Here is an 18,950-nt window from a genome sequence, read left to right on the forward strand (position 1 = left end):
ATGGCGACCCCGACAGGATTCGAACCTGTGACCATTCGCTTAGAAGGCGAATGCTCTATCCAGCTGAGCTACGGGGCCGTCGGCGCGTTCGATAGCGGGGCTTTGACCGGCTTGCAATCATGGGCGGCATTGCATTTGCGCGCCGGCCCGATATGCAAGGGCGCATGAGCGATGCGGGGGTAAGGAAAATCGACGCCTATGCGCTGGGTGCGCGCCCATTGCGCTATTTCGATTTCTGCATGGCCGGTTTCGTCGCGATCCTGCTGCTGTCCAACCTGATCGGCGCGGCGAAGCTGTCGACGCTGGGCGGCTTCACCTTTGGCGCGGGCATCCTCTTCTTTCCTTTGGGCTATGTGCTGGGCGACGTGCTGACGGAAGTCTATGGCTATGCGCGGGCGCGGCGATGCGTCTGGGCGGGCTTTGGCGCGATGCTGTTCATGGCGCTGATGAGCTGGGTAGTGGTGAAGCTGCCTCCGGCGGAGGGATGGCCGGACCAGAAGGCCTATGAGGCCGTGTTCGGCAGCACGTGGCGCATCGTCTTTGCCTCCGTCACCGCCTTCTGGGCGGGTGAGTTCGCCAACAGCTTCGTCCTCGCCAAGATGAAGCTGCTGACGCAGGGCAGGCACTTGTGGATGCGGACCATCGGATCGACGGTAGTGGGGCAGGGGGTGGACAGCCTGCTTTTCTATCCGCTCGCCTTTTATGGAGACTGGACCAACGCGCAGGTGGCGACGGTGATGGTCACCAACTGGCTGATGAAGGTGACGTGGGAAGCGGTGCTGACGCCCGTGACCTATGTGGTGGTCAATCGCCTCAAGCGCGCGGAGGGGTTGGACGTTTTCGACGAGGGCACGAATTTCACGCCGTTCCGGGCAAGCCTCTAGGATGTAGTGTTCCTGCCTGCGCAGGAGCATGATTACTCGCCCGGGTAACGCGCCCTCACGAAGTAGAGTCCGTCGGGCGGCGCGTTCAATCCCAGGGCCGCCCGGTCCTTCGCGTCCCGCGCCGCCTCCAGATCGCCTATCGACCAGCGCCCCATGCCCACCATGGCAAGGCATCCCACCATCGACCGCACCTGATGGTGCAGGAAGGACCGCGCCTCCGCATGGATGGCGAGGCGGTCGCCCGCACGCTCCACATCCAGCCGGTCCAGCGTCTTCACCGGACTTTCCGCCTGGCAGTGGACCGAGCGGAAGGTCGTGAAGTCGTGCCGACCGACCAGCAGTTGCGCGGCCTGCTGCATCGCGTCCGCATCCAGCGGCTGGATCACCCGCCAGACCAGCCCATTTTCCCAGGTCAGCGGCGCGCGGCGGTTGGCGATGCGATAGACATAGGAGCGGCCGGTGCAGGAGAAGCGCGCATGCCAGTCGTCCGCCACGGCCTCGCAGGCAAGGATCGCGACCGGCGCCGGCCGGAGAAGCGCGTTCAGCGCCTCCATCAGGCGGAAGGACGCGATGTCCTTCGCAATGTCGGCATGGGCGCGCATGCCAAGGCCGTGGACGCCGGCATCGGTCCGCCCCGCCGCATGGACGGCGACCTGTTCGCCCGTGACGGCGAAGATGGCGTCCTCCATCGCCTGCTGCACGCTCGGCCCATGGGCCTGCCGCTGCCAGCCCATGAAGGGTCGGCCATCGAATTCGACGGTGAAGGCGAAACGGGTCATGGGGTCAGGCGTCGATCCGGCTGCCGGCAGGCATGTCATAGCCGCGCAGCAATTCGCCCGCCGACATCGCGCCCTTGCCAGCGCGCTGGATCAGCGTCGGGCGGATGCTGCCATGGCCGCAGCCGATCAGCAGGCTGTTGTCGAGCAACTCGCCCGCCGGGCCGTCATTCTCCTCGACATGGGCGGCGAGGATGCGGAACCGTTCGCCGCGATATTCGAAGAAGGCGCCCGGCATGGGGTTGAAGGCGCGCACCTGCCGTTCGACCTGATGCGCGTCGCGGCTGAAATCGATCCGCGATTCCGCCTTTTCGATCTTGGAGGCGTAGGTGACGCCTTCCTCCGGCTGGGCGACAGGCGGGTGGAGAGAGAGGTCGTCCAGCACCTCCACCATCAGTTCCGCGCCGGCTTCGGCCAGTTCCTGCGTCAGCGCGCCGGCGGTCTTGTCCTCTATGGGCGTCACATGCTTGGCGCGCATCGGGCCGGTGTCCAGCCCTGCCTCCATGTCCATGATGGTGACACCCGTGACATTGTCGCCAGCGAGGATGGCGCGCTGGATCGGCGCAGCGCCGCGCCAGCGAGGCAGGAGGGAAGCGTGGATGTTCATGCAGCCCAGGCGCGGCGCCTCCAGGATCGGGCGCGGCAGGATCAGGCCATAGGCGGCGACCACCGCCACATCGGCGTTCAGCGCGGCGAAGGCGGCCTGCACCCCGGCATCCTTCAGCGAAACCGGCGTGCGCGCCTCTAAGCCCATTTCCAGCGCCCTCGCATGGACGGGGGACGGACGGAGCGCCTTGCCGCGTCCGGCCGGGCGGGGCGGCTGGCTGTAGGCGGCGACGATGTCATGCCCGGCCTTTGCCAATGCCGCCAGGGCCGGCACGGCGAAATCCGGGGTTCCCATATAAACGATGCGCATGGCGGGCCTTTTGTTGGGTTTCGGCGCCGGCCGGCGCCGCCTCTGAAATGCGCTGGGAGGCGTATTTCCGAAGACGCCTCTCAAACCCCTTGTGTCCGCGACTTGCAAGCCCTTATTCCGGTTCCATGGCTTCTCCCGAGATCGAAGCGCTGACGCAGGCGCTGTCCCGCCTGCCCGGCCTTGGCCCGCGTTCGGCGCGGCGTGCCGTGCTGCACCTGCTCAAGAAGCGGGAATCCGCGCTGGAGCCGCTGCTGCGCGCCCTGGATGCGGTGAACGAACGGCTGGAGACATGCAGCCTGTGCGGCAATGTCGATACCCTCGATCCCTGCGGCATCTGCGCCGATCCGCGCCGGGATGCGCGGGCGCTTTGCGTCGTGGAGGATGTTGCGGACCTGTGGGCGCTCGACAAGTCGCGACTGTTCCCGGGGCGATTCCATGTGCTGGGCGGTCGGCTGTCTGCGCTGGAAGGCGTGCGTCCGGAGGACCTGTCCATCGATGCGCTGGTCGCGCGGGTGGAGGCCGGCGGCATAGACGAGGTGGTGTTGGCGATGAACGCGACGCTGGAGGGACAGACCACCGCCCATTATCTGGCCGTACGGCTGGAGCGTTTTCCCGTGCGCCTGACGCAACTGGCGCATGGCGTGCCGGTGGGCGGGGAACTGGACTATCTGGACGAGGGGACATTGGCCCAGGCGCTGAGGGCGCGACGCCCCGTCGGGTGAATGTGGCGGTCGCTTGAAATTTTCCGGCCGTCCGATTATTTTGGTTCCATGGCCATTCTTCCCATCCTGGAGGCGCCCGATCCGCGCCTGCGTACCATCTCGTCTCCGGTGGAGGCGATCGATGAAGATTTGCAGCGTCTGATCGACGACATGTTCGAAACCATGTACGACGCGCCGGGCATCGGCCTGGCCGCGATCCAGGTGGGCGTGCCCAAGCGGGTGCTGGTGATCGACCTGCAGGAACCCGAATCCGATGAGGAGGGCGCGCCGCCGGTCAGGAAGCCGATGGTGTTCATCAATCCGGAAATCCTGGAAGGATCGGAGGACCTGTCGGTCTATAATGAGGGCTGCCTGTCCGTCCCCGACCAGTTTGCGGAAGTGGAGCGGCCGGCGAGCATCCGCGCGAGCTGGATGGACAGGGACGGACGCATCCATGAGGAGCGGCTGGAAGGGTTGCTGGCCACCTGCCTCCAGCATGAGATGGATCATCTGCAGGGCGTGCTGTTCATCGACCATCTGTCGCGGTTGAAGCGGGACATGCTGATGAAGAAGCTGACCAAGGCGCGCAAGGCGGCCTGATCCCAGCGGCAGAGCTAGAGCGTTTTCCAAGCAGATGGAATCATCTGCTGACTCGGAAAACGCGACAAAACAAAAACTGAGAGCAGTCGAGCCGATGCAATCGGATCGGAATCTGCTCTAAAACGAAATGCCCCGGCCTTGGCCGGGGCATTTCGTTTTTGGGCGGGAGGCGGAGGGTGAGCGTAGCGAGTTTCCGGCCTGGCGGTTGGGAATCTCCGCAGATGTCGCGCTGGCTCACCCCCTCCCGCCTGCGGGGTGGAAGGGCTGGATTCATCCAAAAAGAGGTCAGCCGATCAGCGCACGGGCGTCCATGTCTGGGTCTTGCAGAACATCATGATGCAACCCTGCACCTTCAACGTGCCGTCGCCGTTTCGGCTGACCTTGCTGTTATAGGTCTTGCCGCTTTCCGGATCGTAGATCGACCCTTTCCACAGATCGCCCGCGTCGGCAAAGCCGGTGAGCAGCGCCAGGCCGGTCAGCGGCTTGCCGCGCTGGGCCGGATCGGGGTTCTTGATGTCGGTCTGGGGGCGGCCGGGGGTGGGTTTCACGATCTTTTCTATCCGCCCGCAGAGCGTCTTGCCGCAGGGGGCGATCTGGACGATGGCCTTGCCGTCGACCGTGGCCCAGCGGCCGGTGATGGGCTGGGCGGCCTGCGCGGGCAGGGCGGCGAACAGGGGCAGGATGGGCAGCGCGGCGCGGGCGGCGATGCGGGTGATGGCGACCATGGACCTCTCCGGATTTGCGTCTTTGCAAAAGGGGATAGGGCAGGATCGGCCGCTTCGCCAAGGCGGAAAATCAGCGGCTTTCGCGGGCGTTCGAAGGGACGCTACGGCAACGCGCCTGCGCCCCTTCAAAATTTTAGAAGGCCTGGCTGATCGAGCAGGCGGCCGGACCCAGGATGACGACGAACAGGGTCGGCAGGATGAAGAGAATCAGCGGCACGGTCATGATCGCGGGCAGGCGCGCGGCCTTTTCCTCGGCACGCATCATGCGTTCGTGGCGGAATTCGGCGGACAGCACGCGCAGAGCCGAAGCCAGCGGCGTGCCGTATTTTTCCGTCTGGATCATGGTCGTGACCACGCCCTTGATCGCGTCCAGCTTGACGCGGGTGGCCAGGTTCTCGAAGGCCATGCGCCGCTCCGTAAGGAAGCTGAGTTCGATGGCGGTCAGGTGGAATTCATCGCCCAGTTCCGGATAGGCCTTGCCCAGTTCACGGGCGACGCGGCTGAAGGCGGCGTCGACGGTCAATCCAGCCTCGGCGCAGATCACCAGCAGGTCCAGCGCGTCGGGCAGCCCCTTGCGGATCGCGGCGGAACGCTTCTGGATCTTGTTGTCGATGAAGATGTCGGGCGCCTTGTAGGACAGCAGCAACGCGCCGGCGAACGCCATGAAGCGCTTCGCGCCGCCCCATTCGGGGAAGATGCCCACCGCATAGAGCAGCAGCGCCGCCATGCCGCCGATGACGATCGGCAGGATCATGCGGCCGAAGATCACCGCGACCGCCCAGTCCTTCGACCGGATGCCGGCCTGGGCCAGCTTGATCTGCGCTTCCTTGAGCTGATCGTCCTGCAGCACCTTCAGGCTGGAGAGGAGCGACCGCATCTGGTCGGTCGTCTGGTTCTTCTTCACCAGCTTGGCGCGGCGGCGCGCGGTGGAGGCGGTGATGCCGGCCTTCAGCTGTTCGCGCCGTTCGTTGAGCGCCTTGACGCGCTTTGCCATCGGATCGCGCACGGTCATGACCGCATAAAGCGCGAACAGCGTCGCCAGTGTCGCCAGGGCGGCGAGCAGCGTGCCGAAATCGGTGGCGGTCAGGCCGAAGAGGGTGCCGGCGGGGACGGGTGTGCTTTCCATCTTGTCGGCTTCCTCAGATTTCGAAGTTGATCATCTGCGCCATGATGAAGGCGCCGATCGCCATCCAGCACATGCCGCCGATGCCGACCACCTGCATGGTCGAAAGGCCGAATATCCCGGCTGGGTCGGGCGTGAAGAAGGGCGACATATAGTTGTAGTTGATGTAGCAGATCAGGCCGAAGACCAGGAACGGCAGCACGCCGATAATATAGGCCGACGCCTTGGATTCCGAGGACATCGCCCGGATCTTGAGCTTCATCTGCGCGCGCTGGCGCAGCACGTTGGCGAGGTTGGACAGGGTTTCCGCCAGATTGCCGCCGGTTTCGCGCTGGATCGCCAGGCTGATGACGAAGAATTGGAACTCGGGCGTGCCCAGCCGGTCGGCGGTCTCCTGCAACGCCTGATCCATGGTCTTGCCGATCTTGATGCGTTCGGTGATCAGCTTGAATTCCTCGCCCACCGGTCCCGGCACTTCGCTCGACACGACGTTCAGCGTCTCGGCAATGGGGAGGCCCGAGCGCAGGCCCCGGGTCAGCAGTTCCAATGCGTCTGGAAACTTGGCGTTGAATTTCAGCACGCGGCCCTTGATGAGCCGGCTGATCCACATATGCGGCAGGCCAAGCCCCGCCGCGAGGCCCAGCATCACGGCGAACAGCGGCGGGAATCCGCGCAGCATCAGCACGGCGGACAGCAGCAGGAAGATGACGGCGCAGGCGGTCATATACTGGCTGACAGTCCATTTCTTGCCGGTCATGCGGATACGCTTGGCGAGGTTTTCCGGATTGGGCACCAGGGACACCAGCATCGACGATTCATTGCCGGCCGGGCGGTTCGAGATCGCCTTGCGCATGCGCGCTTCCAATATGACGTCGGTGGAATCGCTGTGCCGGCCGCGGATCAGTTCCATGCGGCGCTTCTGCGCCTTTTCGGGCGATGGGCCGCCAAAGGCCATGACGATCAGGCCCAGCATGGTTGCGAGCAGCACCGCCATCAGGATGATATTGCCGTTCATGTGCCTGCCCGTTTCTTATCCGGTTCCATCAAAGCGGCCATGCCGCCCCCAGGCGGCACGGCCCATCCTGTTCAGGCCGAAGCCTTGCCCTTGCGGCGCGAAGGGATCATGCTCTTGAGATCGCTGATCTTGCCCAGCAGGGAATCGCCCTTCTTCGACGAGGTCGCGCGGCCTTCATCGGCTTCCGCCTCCTCCGCCGCGCCCAATACCGCATCCAGCAGGGTGTTGCAGGCGGCCCCGACCTTGCTGCCCTTGGCCGTCTCCGCCAGCGTCTTGCCCAGCTTGGCGGCCTGCGAGGCGACCTTGAGGTCGAAGGGGATCAGCACGTCCACCTTGCGCTCGATCGACTGTTCGAAATCCTTGCGGCTGATTTCCGGCGCGCCGGGGTGGACGCGGTTGGCGACCACCAGCACGCGCGACTGCGGGGCGTTGGTCTTGAGCCAGGACAGGATGCGGATCGAATCCCGCGCCGCCGCCAGCGTCAGTTCCGTGACCACGACGGTGACGTTCACGTCGCTCATCAGATGCGGATGCTGGATCAGCATGGCGCGCGGCAGGTCGATGACGCTGCATTCGAAAGCCGCGCGGAACTCCTCCAGCAACTGGTAGAAGGCGCCGCCATCGGTCAGCAGGGGCTGGCTGATCGGCGCTTCGGCCGACAGGATCGCCAGCGTGTCGCTCGCGCGCACCATGGCGCGTTCGATGAACAGACCGTCGATGCGGCTGGGATTTTCGATGGCGTCGGTCAGGCCGCGCCCTGGCTCCAGGTCCATCGCCAGCGCGTTGGTGCCGAAATGGACGTCCAGGTCGAGAAGGGCGGTCGGGCGCTGCTTCTTGTCGCTGAGCAGCCAGGCGAGCGAGGTTGCCAAGCTGGACGCGCCCACGCCGCCGCGCGTGCCGATGACCGCCATGGTCATGTGCGGCCGTTCCGGCCCCGCATCGCGTGGCGCGAAGAATACGGCCTGCGCCTGCGCCAGCGCGTCGCGCAACTGGTCCGCGCCGAAGGGCTTCAGCAGATAGTCCTGGATGCCGCTGGCCAGCAGGTCGCGATAGAGGCGCACGTCATTGACCTGGCCTGCCGCGATGACGACCGTGCCGGGCTCGCACACTTCGGCCAGGCTGTTGATGTCATTCAGCGGATCGCCGCTTTCCGACATGTCGATGAACAGGATCTGCGGCGAAGCGGTGATCGACAGGGACTGCACGGCGTTCCGCATGCCGCCCTTGTTCACCTTTTCCGGCGCCCAGCCCATTTCCGCCGCGACGACGCGCAGCAGGTCGAAACTGTGATCGTCGCAGACGAAGGCATGGAAGGGGTCACGCTGGCCGGATGCGCCGGGTTTCCAGGGTGCGTTCATGTCAATTGCCTCCCGACAGGGTCTTGAGGTCGCCGGAACCGGTCGGCGCCTTTTCGCGATAGGTCGAAATCGCGCGGTTGGACGTGGCGGTGCGCAGGTCGCTGTCGGTGGTCTGGCCGCGCACCAGATCCTCCGGATTGGCGATCATCGCGGCCAGATTGCCGTTCACGCCGCAGCCGAAATTGGTCGATGCGCCCAGTTGCTGGTCGGTTTCCGGCTTGTCCGACCAGTCGGGGCAGCCGGGCACGCTGGCGGTGGCGCGGCGCACGATCAGGCGCACGGCGCCCTGTGGCGCGGTGCCGGCGACGGCGGTGCCGTCTTCGCCCACCAGCATGCCGTGGCGCGCCACCACATCGGCTATGCCTTCGCGCAGGGCAGGGCTGTAATAGCCCGCATCCGTCGCCACGGCGACCTGATCGCCATAGCCAAGGCCGATGGAAACGAACCAGTCGTCCAGCCGGCGCGCCTCCGATGCAGTGAGGCCGCCATCGGGGCCCGCCTGCACATCATAGGTGAAGGCGGTGTGGCTGACGACCGGCTGATGGACCGACTGCACGCCGCGATTGGCGGCCTGGTCGGTCTGGCAGGCCGCGAGCGGCAGGGCCATCAGCGCGAGCGCGCCAAGGCGGATAAGGCCGCGGAGGACGGGGGTCTTGCGAGACTGGAAAGTCATGTCTTTCGTCCTTCGGATCAGAAGCTGAAGCCGGGCGCGGCGTCCTTCGAACGCTTGCCGGTGTCACGAGAGGCGACCGGCGGCAGAGCGGCCGAGCTTTGCGGACCCGGCGCAGGTGCCGGAGCGCCCGGCGCGCGGCTCGGCATGGGGGAGCGGGCCCCGCTGACGCCGTCGTGCATCTGCTGCAGGAAGAGTCCCTGACCTTCATTGGCGTTGCGGAACCCGTCCGTCGGCAGGCGCACGTCCGAAGCATTCATCGGCTTCACCAGATAGGGGGTGACGAGAATAACGAGTTCCGTCTCGTTGCGCTGGAAGCTGCGCGACTTGAAGAGGCTCCCCAAGATCGGCAGATTGCCCAGGCCGGGAACCTTGTTGATATTGTTCGCCGTTTCGCTGCTCAAAAGCCCCGCGATCATGAAGGCCTGACCTGAACCCAGTTCCACCGTCGTTTCGGCGGTGCGGCTCTTGAGGGCCGGAACGCTGGAATCAACGGAGAAGTCCAAGCTCGACACGGTTGGGCGGACACGCAGCGAAATGCGGCCATCAGCAAGTACGGTTGGTGTAAAGGCCAACTGCACGCCATATTGCTTGAACTCGATGCTGTTACCCTGCGTGCCATTGCTGATTGTGTAGGGATATTCGCCGCCTGCCAGGAAGCTGGCGGTTTCACCCGAGAGCGAGGTCAGGTTGGGTTGGGCCAAGGTGGTGGCAAGACCACTCGATTCCGCAAGGTCCAGAGCGGCACCGATGTCCATGCCCAGGATACGGGCGACGCCGCCGAGCGTGTAGCTGCCATCGTAGAGGTTGTTGAACGTCCCGCCGCCATCGGCATTGAAGGTCAGCGGATTACGGATGCCGCCGCCAATATTGCCGACGACCTTGCCCAGTCCAGGATCGCGGGAGGCAAGGCTGATGCCGATCTTATGGCCAACATCCTTGCTGACTTCGGCAATCTTGACCTGCAGGTTGACTTGAAGCGGCGTCGCGGTGCGCAGGCGGCTGACCACGGTCACTTCCTTGCCGACGAAGGCCTGGGTCAGCCTTTCGGCCTCCGCCGCGTCTTCCGGCGCGGCGATGGTGCCGGTCAGCAGGACCATGCCGTTCATCTTGTTGACGGCGATGTCCGCGTTCGGCATCGCCAGCTTCAGCATGTCGTCGATGCTGGTCAGGTTGTTGCCGACCCGCACCGTCCCGGAAAACAGCACCTTGCCGTTCGTCGCCGTCGCGAAGACGGTGGTTTCGCCCGCCTTCTTCGCGATCAGGTAAAGCTGGTTCTGCGAACGGACATGAACGTCGACCACATCCGGATCGCCGATCACCACGTCCGACATCTTGGCCGGCAGGTTGATGACCTTGCTGCCGCCCACGGAGAGCAGGATCGCATTGTCCTGCATGGAGGCGGGCGCGGCGTTGAGCGCGGTGGTCGGCGCGGCAGCGGCTGCAACCGCCAGGCCGAGCGCGATGGCGGGGCCGAGCAGCGGCTTGGCCGCAAGAGCCGAGAGGGTGTGCGGCCTGGCCGCACGGGTGTGAACAGTGAACCCCTTCATCTTACTTCCCCCCGACCGGAACGACGGTCACGCTGGTTCCGCGGGCGACGCGGATCACCGGCCCCTGGCCGACAATGCCTCCGCCGACCGGCGCGCCGATGACGGGAGCGCCGCCAGCAGCCATGGCCTGCAAAGGCTTGGCGGGGACGCTGCTGCGCTGATAGCGCGAGACGTCGGCGCCCGTGGAATAGGTGCTGCCCTTGTCGACGGGGCGAGCGGCGATGCTGGCCAGCAGCTTCTTTTCCGCATTGGGATTGCTGCCGTCCGGCAGGTCGACGTCGCTGCCGGCAATGGCCGCGTCCAGTTCGGAACTGTTGTCCGCGAGCGAGCGCAGCGAGAGCGAGAGCGAGCCGATGGTCTGGGCCACCGCGATCTTCTCCGCAATCTTCGGCGTCACTTCGATGGTGACGTTGGAATAGGTCTGAACCACCGGCTTGCCGTCGGCGCCCAGCGCGTCCATGCGCTGGTCGGTGGCGAGCACGCGCAGATTGCGCAGAATGGTTTCAGAGACCTTGAGCGGTTCGCCTTCGCCGCCGCCGCTGACGCTCTGCGTCAGCATCAGGTCGACGCGGTCGCCTGGAAAGACGAAGCCTGCCACTGAATTCTGCGCCGACACTGGCACGGTCACGGCGCGCATGCCCGGCCCGAGGGCCGCGGCCAGGAAACCGCGATCGCCCGGCTTGATCACCGACCCCAGGGTCATCGGCTGACCGGCGGAAATGGCGGTGCGGATGACGCTGCCCACCAGCTTCTGCGGATCGGCCTGGCCTTTGATATAATAGGCCTGCTCGACCAGATCCTTGGGCCAGGGCTGGAAGCGGAAGCTCTCCGCATCCAGGATGGTGCCCACCGGCAGGGCCTTGGTCGCGACCAGCACATGGGGCTGGTCAGCCTCGACCGGCATGGACGATGCGCCCGCTTGCGGTGCGCTCGACGAACTCAGCATGTTGCGTGCAAGCAGGGCTGTAGTGACCGCTATGATCAGCGCCCCCACCAGCAGCACGATCTTCTTGGCATCCATGATGAAATTCGCCTCCCTCAATCGGACGAGTTGCGCCCGAGCCCCCGTTTATTCACGCAAATTGGTTAATATATCGTTCGCCAAGCAGCCAAAGCGCCGCGAACGAGATGGCGATGCCATAGGGGATTTGCGGCTGGCCCAGCCGCCGGGTCATGCGATGGTGCACGACGGTCACGATGGTGACGATGCCCCCCAGCACCGCCATCAGCATCAGCATCGACAGGGTCGCCTGCCAGGGAAACCAAAGCGCCAGCGCGCCCAGCAGCTTCACGTCGCCGCCGCCCATGCAGCCGAGCGCGAACAGGGCGGCGAACGCCATGAACACGATCAGCGCCACCAGCAGCTGCACCGCCATGCCCGGCCAGAAGGGCAGGCCGCAGGCCAGCCACCAGAGCGGCGCCAGCGCGGCCACCGTCAGGTTGAGCCGGTTGGAGATGATGCGCGACCGCAGATCGGTGACGGACGCCACGATCAGCAGCACTGTCAGGGCGCCGATCAGCGCCATTTGGAAAATATCCCCCGTCATGGGTTCGAAACTATAGACCGCATGGCTTACCAAAGCGTAACCATGCGGCGCATGGATTCGCCCCGTTTCGTTCCCGTTGCCTTCGACCGGCGCGCCTGGCCGATGGACGGGCGGCTCGATTACTGGACCGCGCCCGATGGCTGGCGCCTTCGCCGCTACCGGCTGGGCGAAGGTCGTCGCGGCCGGATGCTGGTGCTGGGCGGACGCGGCGACATGATCGAGAAATATCTTGAGGTCATCCGCCACTGGGCCGACCGGGGCTGGGCGGTCACCGGCTTCGACTGGCGCGGTCAGGGCGGATCGGGCCGCACGACCGGCGATCCGCTATGCGGCCATATCGACGATTTCGGACAGTGGATCGCCGACCTTGAAGCCTTCGCCACCGATTGGCGCGGGCAGGGGGTGGGGCCGAGCGTGATCGTCGGTCACAGCATGGGCGGCCATCTGTTGCTGCGCGCGCTGGCGGAGGGGATGGCTCCGCCCGATGCCGCCGTGACGGTCGCGCCGATGATGGGACTGCACACCGCGCCCCTGCCGCGCTGGCTGGCGGTGGCCATTGCCGAAGCGATGTGCGCCCTGGGCTTTGCCGAAAAGCAGGCGTGGACGCAGAAGGAGGAGTCGGAACGCCAGCGGCGCATGCGGCAGAAGCGGCTGACCCACGATCCCGAACGCTATGCCGATGAGCTGTGGTGGCGCGACCATAGCAGGGAGGTGGCGCTGGGCCCGCCGAGCTGGAAGTGGGTGGCGCAGGCGCTGCATTCGACCCGCGCGCTGGAGCAGGGGGGCGCAATCGAGCGGATTGCCATGCCCTTGCTCATCCTGGCGGCGCGGACCGACCGGCTCGTCTCCACGCCTGCCATCGCGCGGATCGCGGCGCGGATTGCCGGCGCGCGGCTGCATGTCTATGGGCGGGAGGCCGCGCACGAGATATTGCGGGAGCTGGACCCGGTGCGGCTGGATGCCCTGGCGCGGATCGATTGCTTTCTGGATGAAGTCGCCCCCGACCGGGCCGGACTGGAATGAACCGGCCCGACATCGTGATTGTCGGCGGCGGGATCGCCGGAGCGAGCCTTGGCGCGGTGCTGGCGGACCGTGCCAGCGTGCTGATGCTGGAGATGGAGCCGAGCGCCGGCTATCACGCGACGGGGCGGGCGGTTTCCTTCTGGGAGGAGACCTATGGCGGGCTGGCGGTTCAGCCCCTGACCACGGCGTCGGGACCGATGCTGGCCGCGCCCGATCCGGACTTTTCCGACACCCCTTTCCTGACGCCGCGCCGGACGTTGCATATCGGGCGGGCAGGCGATGCGGCGGCGCGGGACCGCCTGCTGGAGCAGTTCGGCGGCAAGGTGGACCTGGTTCCGGTCGAGCCTGCCGGGCTTGTCCCCGGACTGCGGCCGGAATGGACGCTGGGCGTGCTGGAGCCGGGTGTGCGCGACATCGACGTGGCGGCGTTGCATCAGGCCTGGTTGCGGCTGTTCCGTCGCCTGGGCGGCGAGGTGCGGCTGGCGACGGCGTTGCGGCGTGCCGAGGCGCGGGACGGCGGCTGGCGGGTCGAAACGGACAGGGGCGCGATCGATTGCACCATGATCGTCAACGCGGCGGGGGCTTGGGCGGACGATGTGGCCCGGGCCTGCGGGGTCGTGCCGATTGGCATTGCGCCGCTGCGGCGGACAGTGGTGCAGTTGCGCGTGCCTGCCATGCCTGCGGCCGATCTGCCGCTGGTCATGGACCTTGCCTCGCAATTCTATTTCAAGCCGGAGGGGGAGGGCCGGGTCTGGCTCACGCCCCATGACGAGGAGCCTTCGCCGCCCTGCGACGCCGCGCCGGAGGAAATGGCGGTGGCGGAAGCGATTGCCCGCTTCGAGGCGGTGGTCGACTGGCCGGTCGAGGCGGTGGAACGCAAATGGGCCGGGCTGCGCAGCTTCTCCCGCGACCGGGCGCCGGTCTATGGCTTCGATCCGGCGGCGCGGGGCTTTTTCTGGTTTGCGGGGCAGGGCGGGTTCGGCATCCAGACCTCGCCCGCTGCGGCCTTGCTGGGCGCTGCCCTTCTCAGGGGAGAGGCTTTGCCGCCGCAGATCATGGGGATCGATCCGGCGCCTTATTCTCCGGCGCGGTTCCGTTAGTTCAGCCTGCTTCCTTCATGCCGGGCCGTGTCAAAACCCGTCGGCTCGCCAGCCCCATCATGGCAAAGCCCGCGATCGCGGCGACGATATTCGCGCTTGCCGCCCCGACCGTGCCATAGATCGGCAACAAGGCCGCCTGCATCCCCAGCAGCAAGGCGGTCGAAACCAGCGTGATGCGCAGCGACAGGCTGGCCCGGTCGGTCGCCATCAGCAGCGGACGATAGCTCACCCCGACCAGGTCGATGCAGGCCGCGATCCCCAGCAGCAGCAGCAGCGGATAGGCCGGCAGAAATGCCTTGCCGGCGATCAGCCCCAGCAGCGGATGGCCGATGGTCAGGATGAGGGCGATGATCACGGCCCCTGCGATCAGCGCCAGCCGGTTGGTCCGCCGGAACAGCGTACCCAGCGCCTCATGGCCATGGCTGGAATGGGTGCGGCTCAGTTCCACGAAGATGCTGCGGGAGAGCAGGCTGGAAATCTTGGTCAGGGAATTGGCGAGCTGGTTGGCAAGCCGGTAGAGGCCAGCCCCCGCCGGTCCCACGAACAGGCCGACCACCAGCACGGCCACCTGCTGGCCCACGGAGGACAGGGTCGTCTGCAAATTGGTGGCGGTGAGAAAGCCGACGATGCCGGGATTTTCCCTGCGCGCGTCCAGCGCCCGGCCGGACCGCCAGCGCCCCAGCCTTTCGCCCCCGACGCGCAGCGCCAGCCACCAATAGCTGATCGCGCACAACAATTCCGCCGCGCCCCAGGCGATCAGGAAGCCGGTGACATCGGGCATCAGCACCCAGGCCAGCCCGGCGCCGATCATCCGCCCCACCGGGATCATGGTTTCGGCAAACGCGCCCGAATCGAACCGGTCGAACAGCCGCAGCACGCCGGTCGGGCTGGAGCGGATGGTGATCATCATCACCATGCAGAAGATCCAGGCCTGCCACCCCATGCCCGCCGACAATTCCATCAGCGGTCCGAAGGCGAGGATGATGAAGGCCGCGATCAGCCCGCCCGCCACGGCGGAGCCAAGGTCGATCAGGATGCAGAAGCGCAGCACCCGGTTCAGCGCATCGCCGTCGCCCGCGGCCAGATGGGGCTGGCCGTAGCGCACGACGATCTGCCAGCTGTCGAAGCTGACCAGCGTCTTGATGACGTTGGCGGCGCTCAGCACCAGCGCGAACCGGCCGAAATCCGCGACGCCCAGCGTTCGCGTGACGATGGCCAGATAGGCAAGGCTCAGCACCGCGCCCACGCCCTTGCCGCCCAGCAGCCAGCCGGTATTCGCCAGGATGCGGGCGAAGCCTTCCTGAGCGCCACCCGATCCGCGCTTGCTCGTCACTTGGGTTCCGGCCTTTCCTGATCGCCGACCGACCGGCGCGGGTCTATCTAGGATTGGGCCGGCTGTGATGCAACATGGCCTGTCCATCGGCCTGTCTTTGCTTTAATGGCCCGACGCATGACTATCTCGAAAGCCATCATCCTTTCCGCAGGCCAGGGATCGCGCCTGCTTCCGCTGACCCGCGACGTGCCCAAATGCATGATCGACTTCAACGGCCGCACCCTCATCAGCTGGCAGGTCGCCGCGCTGGTGGCCAATGGCGTGACCGACATCGTCGTCGTCACCGGCTTCCGCACGGAACGGGTGGAGGATCATGCGCTGCAACTCTACCGCGACACCGGCGCGCGCATCCGCACGGTCTTCAACCCCTTCTTTCAGGTGGCGGACAATCTCGGCACCTGCTGGATCGTGCGGGAGGAGATGGATCGGGACTTCATCATCCTGAACGGCGACACCATCGTTTCGGATGAGATCGTGGCGAAGCTGATCGCGGGGGCGGAGGATGCCGTCACCGTCACCGTGGACGTCAAGCCCGGCGATTATGACGATGACGACATGAAGGTGAACCGGGACGAGACCGGCCGCCTGCTTGCCATCGGCAAGCGGCTGCTGCCCCATGACACCAATGCCGAATCCATCGGCATGCTGGCCTTCAAGGGCGAGGGGCCGGCGATCTTCCGCAACCAGATCGACCAGATGATGCGCACCCCCGAAGGGGTGGAGCGCTGGTATCTGCGCGCCATCGACATCATCGCCAAGGGCAACCGCGTCGGCACCGTCTCCATCGAGGGGCTGGACTGGCAGGAAGTCGACTTCCCGCAGGATGTGGAGGCGGCGAAGACGCTCACCGCCCGCTGGCTGGCCGAGGGGCGTTACGCGAAATAGGGCCTGAGCCAGCCCGTCAGCGCGGCGATCTGATCGGGGTCGAGCTTCACCGCGCTGCCGAGGTCGGGCTGTCCCGGCCATCCGGCGTCCGTTATCCGCAGGCCCTCATGCTCGCGGCTGCCCCCATGGCGGGGCAGCACATGGAAATGGACATGCGGGTCCACCATCATCAGCATCAGATAATTGATCTTCTCATAGCCGACTGCCTCAGTCAGCGCGCTTTCGATCGCCTTGGTCGCGAGGGCCAGTTCGGCATGGGCTTCCGCCGGCAGGTCGCCAAAGGCCGTGGCGTCGGACTTCGCCGCCAGCACCAGCGACCCCAGCGTCGGCTGGGCGGGGCGCAGCAACACCAGCCAATGCGCGAACTCCGCGATCAGGGTCGCGGGATAGCCGAATTTCTCGATGGTCGCGTTCATGCCCTTGCCTCCATCCAACTGACGATGGGCCGCCCGGAGCGCTTCACGGCATAGGCCTGCATCAGCCGCACCGCATGGACGCCCAGCGAGATGATCGTCCACCAGGCGAGCGCGATCAGCCCGATGTCCGGCCGCCCGGCCAGCAGCGCGACGAACAGGATCACCATATTCGGGTTGCGCCGCGCGGTGATCAGCCGGAACCAGCTGTCGAACCGGCCCCAGACATGGATGTCCATGCCGAAATCCTTGATGAACATCCCCTCGATCAGCCGCTGGAGCACATAGCCCGCGATCACCGCCGCCATCACCAGCGCGAAGCTCTGCGTCGACAGCGCCAGCCCCCAGGCCGACAGCCCCACGCCCCAGAAATACCACCAGAAGGGCGGATGGATCAGGTCGACGCCATGGTCCGCCACATTGCCCCATTTGGACGAGGTGATGGTGCAGCGGGCCAGCTTCCCGTCCACCGTGTCCAGCACCATGAAGACGAAGCCGGCAAGCATGCCGGTCCAATACAGCCCCTGCGCGAAGAACCAGGTCGCCAATATGCAGAGCGTCGCGCCGATGGCCGTCACCAAATTGGGCGTCATGCCGATGGAGGCGGCCAGCCGCGTCAGCCACAGCGCCAATTCGGGCCAGAGATATTTGGTGAGCAGGTCGGTGACGCCCTTATAGGCGCCGAAATAGCTTTGCCGTTCGATGCCGCGCCGGGTCGCGGGCGTCAGTTCCCGGACGAAGGGCTGCTCCAGCTTGCGGAGTTGCCGGTTATAGAGCTTCCGCCCATCCGACAGATCGACGACATGCGGCGCGCTCAGCGGATCGCTGCCTGCCGGCACCTGCCCGACGATCGGTACCGCGCCCCAGGCGAAGACCGTCCCCGGCTCCTCCAGCACCAGCCGCAGCAGCATCGGATCGAAGGCGTAGCTCAGGTTGAACAGCAGTTCATGCCCCACCGCCAATGCGCTGCCGTTCTTCGCGGCGCTTTCGGCCATGCGGCGGCAGCGCTCGGCATTGGACATGCCCCATATGCGGGTCGCATTGTCGCCCAGCAGCCGCACCGGCCCCAGCGCGGTCATGATCGTCTGCGTCATGCGGCGGCGGTCCTTTCGGATTTCCGGGCGAAATCGAGGATGAGGTCGGCCTGCCTTTCGGAAGCGGGCGTGGGCGATCGGTCGATGGAATCGGACATGGCCGCTTCCTGAGCATCAACGAACCCGGCTTGCAAGTCCGCCGCGCGATCAAGCGCCTGTGGCAGGACTCCCATATCCTCGATCACCTGACCCAGCCGCCAATGGGCAAAGGCCTCATCGCCGCGCCAGTCGCGCCGGTCGAGATTGAGGAAGATGCAGGGGCGGGGATGGAGCAGATATTCATAGACCTGACTCGACACGTCGCCCAGATAGACGTCCGCGCTCATCGTATAGCTCATGTCGATGGAATGACGGCTGCCCATGTCGACGCGGATATGGGGAGCCGTCGTGCGGATCGGCGCGGTGCGGCAGGCAAGCTTGGTATGGGGGGCGATGATGACGTTCCACCCCTCCAGCGCTTCCAGCGCCGCCAGCACCTCCGGCCCATGGCGGGGCCAGGACGACAATTCGGCATCGAAATGCGGATTGTAGAGCAGCACCGGCCGGTCATTGCCGAAAAAGCGTTGCCGCGCGGCCTTCAGCTCGAACTTCGCATAGCCGCCGACCGCGCAATCCTGTGCCGTGCAGAGCCCGCGGTCGATCAGCCGCCGCCGGTCCTTCTCGCCCGCGACCAGCGTCAGGTCGAAGGCGGAATGGCGCGCCTTGTACCCGCCCTCCCGGTCGCCCGCGCCATGCTTGATCTGGATCATGCGGGCGGAAAAGCCGGGCATGGTGCGCAGCCAGCCGCTGGAAATCTCGGTCGTCACCAACAGGGGAAAGCGGCGGACCGTCGCATAGTTCAGCATCAGCGTCAGGAAACGCGACGGCTGGCGGAACAGCGAGTCGGGTTGGGCGGGCGGCCTGCGCAGGCGGATGAGGTCCAGCGCGCCTTCCGGATCATAGCTGGCGACCAGATCCAGGATCAGGCGGGAGGGGGAAAGCACATGCACCTTCACCCCCGTCCGGCGCGACAGGGCAAGCGCGGCCGGCAGCCAGTGATAGACCTGATGGGCTTCGGCAATGGCGAGGAAGGCGATGTCGGTCGGCAACGGGCTGGCTCTCCAGGGTGTGCCGCGCCGTAGCGATCAGGACCGCCACAAATCAAGCAACCCGTTTTTTGCATTGCGTCAGTGCTGGACCTTTGCAGATTTTTTGTTATGCGCAACGCCGACTGAAGGATTATCCGAAGAGGCTTGAC

The 18,950-nt window shown here is 65.9% G+C and carries 20 protein-coding genes and 1 tRNA gene; 6 read left to right on the forward strand and 15 right to left on the reverse strand.

Features of this window, described 5'->3' with window-relative positions:
• Window position 1 precedes the first annotated feature (1 nt).
• Window positions 2-78, reverse strand: a tRNA-Arg gene (locus tag LDB29_RS01530).
• A gap of 86 nt (window positions 79-164) precedes the next feature.
• Between LDB29_RS01530 and LDB29_RS01535 the strand changes: the two genes are divergently transcribed.
• Window positions 165-884, forward strand: a complete 720-nt coding sequence (locus tag LDB29_RS01535) for a queuosine precursor transporter (RefSeq protein ID WP_025550419.1) — start codon at window positions 165-167, stop codon at window positions 882-884.
• A gap of 32 nt (window positions 885-916) precedes the next feature.
• Here the strand turns inward: LDB29_RS01535 and truA are convergent, their stop codons facing one another.
• A complete protein-coding gene (gene truA / locus LDB29_RS01540; protein WP_025550417.1) occupies window positions 917-1,663 on the reverse strand; it encodes a tRNA pseudouridine(38-40) synthase TruA in 747 nt (248 codons plus the stop codon).
• A 4-nt stretch (window positions 1,664-1,667) separates the two neighbouring features.
• Complete coding sequence (gene fmt / locus LDB29_RS01545; protein ID WP_025550415.1) at window positions 1,668-2,576, reverse strand: methionyl-tRNA formyltransferase; 909 nt, start codon at window positions 2,574-2,576, stop codon at window positions 1,668-1,670.
• Between the two features lie 125 nt (window positions 2,577-2,701).
• Between fmt and recR the strand changes: the two genes are divergently transcribed.
• On the forward strand, window positions 2,702-3,298 hold the full coding sequence (gene recR / locus LDB29_RS01550; RefSeq protein WP_257555804.1) for a recombination mediator RecR: 597 nt from the start codon (window positions 2,702-2,704) through the stop codon (window positions 3,296-3,298).
• A 48-nt stretch (window positions 3,299-3,346) separates the two neighbouring features.
• A complete protein-coding gene (gene def / locus LDB29_RS01555; RefSeq protein WP_025550411.1) occupies window positions 3,347-3,877 on the forward strand; it encodes a peptide deformylase in 531 nt (176 codons plus the stop codon).
• Window positions 3,878-4,170: 293 nt separating this feature from the next.
• On the opposite strand, the gene LDB29_RS01560 is transcribed toward def, so the two are convergent.
• From LDB29_RS01560 to LDB29_RS01595, 8 genes are all read right to left on the reverse strand, one after another.
• The gene (locus LDB29_RS01560; RefSeq protein ID WP_025547804.1) at window positions 4,171-4,602 is read right to left on the reverse strand and encodes a DUF2147 domain-containing protein; all 432 of its coding nucleotides are present in this window, start codon (window positions 4,600-4,602) and stop codon (window positions 4,171-4,173) included.
• A gap of 133 nt (window positions 4,603-4,735) precedes the next feature.
• A complete protein-coding gene (locus tag LDB29_RS01565) occupies window positions 4,736-5,728 on the reverse strand; it encodes a type II secretion system F family protein (protein ID WP_025547806.1) in 993 nt (330 codons plus the stop codon).
• Between the two features lie 13 nt (window positions 5,729-5,741).
• Window positions 5,742-6,740 (reverse strand): type II secretion system F family protein, encoded by a 999-nt coding sequence (locus LDB29_RS01570; protein ID WP_099186343.1) that lies wholly within the window; start codon window positions 6,738-6,740, stop codon window positions 5,742-5,744.
• A gap of 71 nt (window positions 6,741-6,811) precedes the next feature.
• On the reverse strand, window positions 6,812-8,098 hold the full coding sequence (locus LDB29_RS01575) for a pilus assembly protein CpaE (RefSeq protein WP_025547808.1): 1,287 nt from the start codon (window positions 8,096-8,098) through the stop codon (window positions 6,812-6,814).
• Window position 8,099: 1 nt separating this feature from the next.
• Complete coding sequence (locus LDB29_RS01580) at window positions 8,100-8,771, reverse strand: CpaD family pilus assembly protein (RefSeq protein WP_025547810.1); 672 nt, start codon at window positions 8,769-8,771, stop codon at window positions 8,100-8,102.
• 17 nt (window positions 8,772-8,788) lie between these two features.
• Complete coding sequence (locus LDB29_RS01585) at window positions 8,789-10,318, reverse strand: type II and III secretion system protein family protein (RefSeq protein WP_044661774.1); 1,530 nt, start codon at window positions 10,316-10,318, stop codon at window positions 8,789-8,791.
• 1 nt (window position 10,319) lies between these two features.
• Complete coding sequence (gene cpaB / locus LDB29_RS01590) at window positions 10,320-11,339, reverse strand: Flp pilus assembly protein CpaB (RefSeq protein WP_025547811.1); 1,020 nt, start codon at window positions 11,337-11,339, stop codon at window positions 10,320-10,322.
• 52 nt (window positions 11,340-11,391) lie between these two features.
• Window positions 11,392-11,844 carry a prepilin peptidase gene (locus LDB29_RS01595; RefSeq protein WP_082166087.1) on the reverse strand — a complete coding sequence of 151 codons (453 nt, stop codon included), beginning with the start codon at window positions 11,842-11,844 and terminating at the stop codon, window positions 11,392-11,394.
• Between the two features lie 63 nt (window positions 11,845-11,907).
• Between LDB29_RS01595 and LDB29_RS01600 the strand changes: the two genes are divergently transcribed.
• Together LDB29_RS01600 and LDB29_RS01605 are read left to right on the forward strand one after the other, a co-directional pair.
• Window positions 11,908-12,888, forward strand: coding sequence for an alpha/beta hydrolase (locus LDB29_RS01600; protein ID WP_099186342.1), 981 nt, complete (start codon window positions 11,908-11,910; stop codon window positions 12,886-12,888).
• Window positions 12,885-13,988 (forward strand): FAD-binding oxidoreductase, encoded by a 1,104-nt coding sequence (locus tag LDB29_RS01605; RefSeq protein WP_025547816.1) that lies wholly within the window; start codon window positions 12,885-12,887, stop codon window positions 13,986-13,988. Before LDB29_RS01600 ends, LDB29_RS01605 begins: the two co-directional genes overlap by 4 nt.
• A gap of 1 nt (window position 13,989) precedes the next feature.
• Here LDB29_RS01605 and LDB29_RS01610 read toward each other — a convergent pair whose 3' ends face one another.
• Window positions 13,990-15,321, reverse strand: coding sequence for a lipopolysaccharide biosynthesis protein (locus tag LDB29_RS01610; RefSeq protein ID WP_099186341.1), 1,332 nt, complete (start codon window positions 15,319-15,321; stop codon window positions 13,990-13,992).
• A 117-nt stretch (window positions 15,322-15,438) separates the two neighbouring features.
• Here LDB29_RS01610 and LDB29_RS01615 point away from each other — a divergent pair, with 117 nt between their 5' ends.
• Window positions 15,439-16,206 (forward strand): sugar phosphate nucleotidyltransferase, encoded by a 768-nt coding sequence (locus tag LDB29_RS01615; protein ID WP_099186340.1) that lies wholly within the window; start codon window positions 15,439-15,441, stop codon window positions 16,204-16,206.
• On the opposite strand, the gene LDB29_RS01620 is transcribed toward LDB29_RS01615, so the two are convergent.
• From LDB29_RS01620 to LDB29_RS01630, 3 genes are read right to left on the reverse strand one after another with little or no spacing between them, the layout of a single operon-like run.
• Window positions 16,194-16,622 carry an HIT family protein gene (locus tag LDB29_RS01620; protein ID WP_099186339.1) on the reverse strand — a complete coding sequence of 143 codons (429 nt, stop codon included), beginning with the start codon at window positions 16,620-16,622 and terminating at the stop codon, window positions 16,194-16,196. The two genes, LDB29_RS01615 and LDB29_RS01620, sit on opposite strands and share 13 nt — an antisense overlap.
• Complete coding sequence (locus tag LDB29_RS01625; RefSeq protein WP_099186338.1) at window positions 16,619-17,713, reverse strand: CDP-alcohol phosphatidyltransferase family protein; 1,095 nt, start codon at window positions 17,711-17,713, stop codon at window positions 16,619-16,621. The genes LDB29_RS01620 and LDB29_RS01625 overlap by 4 nt, the downstream gene beginning before the upstream one ends.
• Window positions 17,710-18,801 (reverse strand): glycosyl transferase, encoded by a 1,092-nt coding sequence (locus tag LDB29_RS01630; protein WP_099186337.1) that lies wholly within the window; start codon window positions 18,799-18,801, stop codon window positions 17,710-17,712. The genes LDB29_RS01625 and LDB29_RS01630 overlap by 4 nt, the downstream gene beginning before the upstream one ends.
• Window positions 18,802-18,950: the final 149 nt, after the last annotated feature.

This window comes from Sphingobium sp. CFD-2, from assembly GCF_024611135.1.
GTDB classification, from domain to species: Bacteria; Pseudomonadota; Alphaproteobacteria; order Sphingomonadales; family Sphingomonadaceae; genus Sphingobium; species Sphingobium fuliginis.

Coding starts and splice junctions, on each gene's coding strand:
- LDB29_RS01615 (WP_099186340.1), top strand. CDS start 15,439: ATGACTATCTCGAAAGCCATCATCCTTTCCGCAGGCCAGGGATCGCGC.
- LDB29_RS01580 (WP_025547810.1), bottom strand. CDS start 8,771: ATGACTTTCCAGTCTCGCAAGACCCCCGTCCTCCGCGGCCTTATCCGC.
- LDB29_RS01620 (WP_099186339.1), bottom strand. CDS start 16,622: ATGAACGCGACCATCGAGAAATTCGGCTATCCCGCGACCCTGATCGCG.
- LDB29_RS01565 (WP_025547806.1), bottom strand. CDS start 5,728: ATGGAAAGCACACCCGTCCCCGCCGGCACCCTCTTCGGCCTGACCGCC.
- LDB29_RS01625 (WP_099186338.1), bottom strand. CDS start 17,713: ATGACGCAGACGATCATGACCGCGCTGGGGCCGGTGCGGCTGCTGGGC.
- LDB29_RS01570 (WP_099186343.1), bottom strand. CDS start 6,740: ATGAACGGCAATATCATCCTGATGGCGGTGCTGCTCGCAACCATGCTG.
- LDB29_RS01605 (WP_025547816.1), top strand. CDS start 12,885: ATGAACCGGCCCGACATCGTGATTGTCGGCGGCGGGATCGCCGGAGCG.
- LDB29_RS01560 (WP_025547804.1), bottom strand. CDS start 4,602: ATGGTCGCCATCACCCGCATCGCCGCCCGCGCCGCGCTGCCCATCCTG.
- recR (WP_257555804.1), top strand. CDS start 2,702: ATGGCTTCTCCCGAGATCGAAGCGCTGACGCAGGCGCTGTCCCGCCTG.
- fmt (WP_025550415.1), bottom strand. CDS start 2,576: ATGCGCATCGTTTATATGGGAACCCCGGATTTCGCCGTGCCGGCCCTG.
- cpaB (WP_025547811.1), bottom strand. CDS start 11,339: ATGGATGCCAAGAAGATCGTGCTGCTGGTGGGGGCGCTGATCATAGCG.
- def (WP_025550411.1), top strand. CDS start 3,347: ATGGCCATTCTTCCCATCCTGGAGGCGCCCGATCCGCGCCTGCGTACC.
- LDB29_RS01600 (WP_099186342.1), top strand. CDS start 11,908: ATGCGGCGCATGGATTCGCCCCGTTTCGTTCCCGTTGCCTTCGACCGG.
- LDB29_RS01595 (WP_082166087.1), bottom strand. CDS start 11,844: ATGGCGCTGATCGGCGCCCTGACAGTGCTGCTGATCGTGGCGTCCGTC.
- LDB29_RS01535 (WP_025550419.1), top strand. CDS start 165: ATGAGCGATGCGGGGGTAAGGAAAATCGACGCCTATGCGCTGGGTGCG.
- LDB29_RS01575 (WP_025547808.1), bottom strand. CDS start 8,098: ATGAACGCACCCTGGAAACCCGGCGCATCCGGCCAGCGTGACCCCTTC.
- LDB29_RS01585 (WP_044661774.1), bottom strand. CDS start 10,318: ATGAAGGGGTTCACTGTTCACACCCGTGCGGCCAGGCCGCACACCCTC.
- truA (WP_025550417.1), bottom strand. CDS start 1,663: ATGACCCGTTTCGCCTTCACCGTCGAATTCGATGGCCGACCCTTCATG.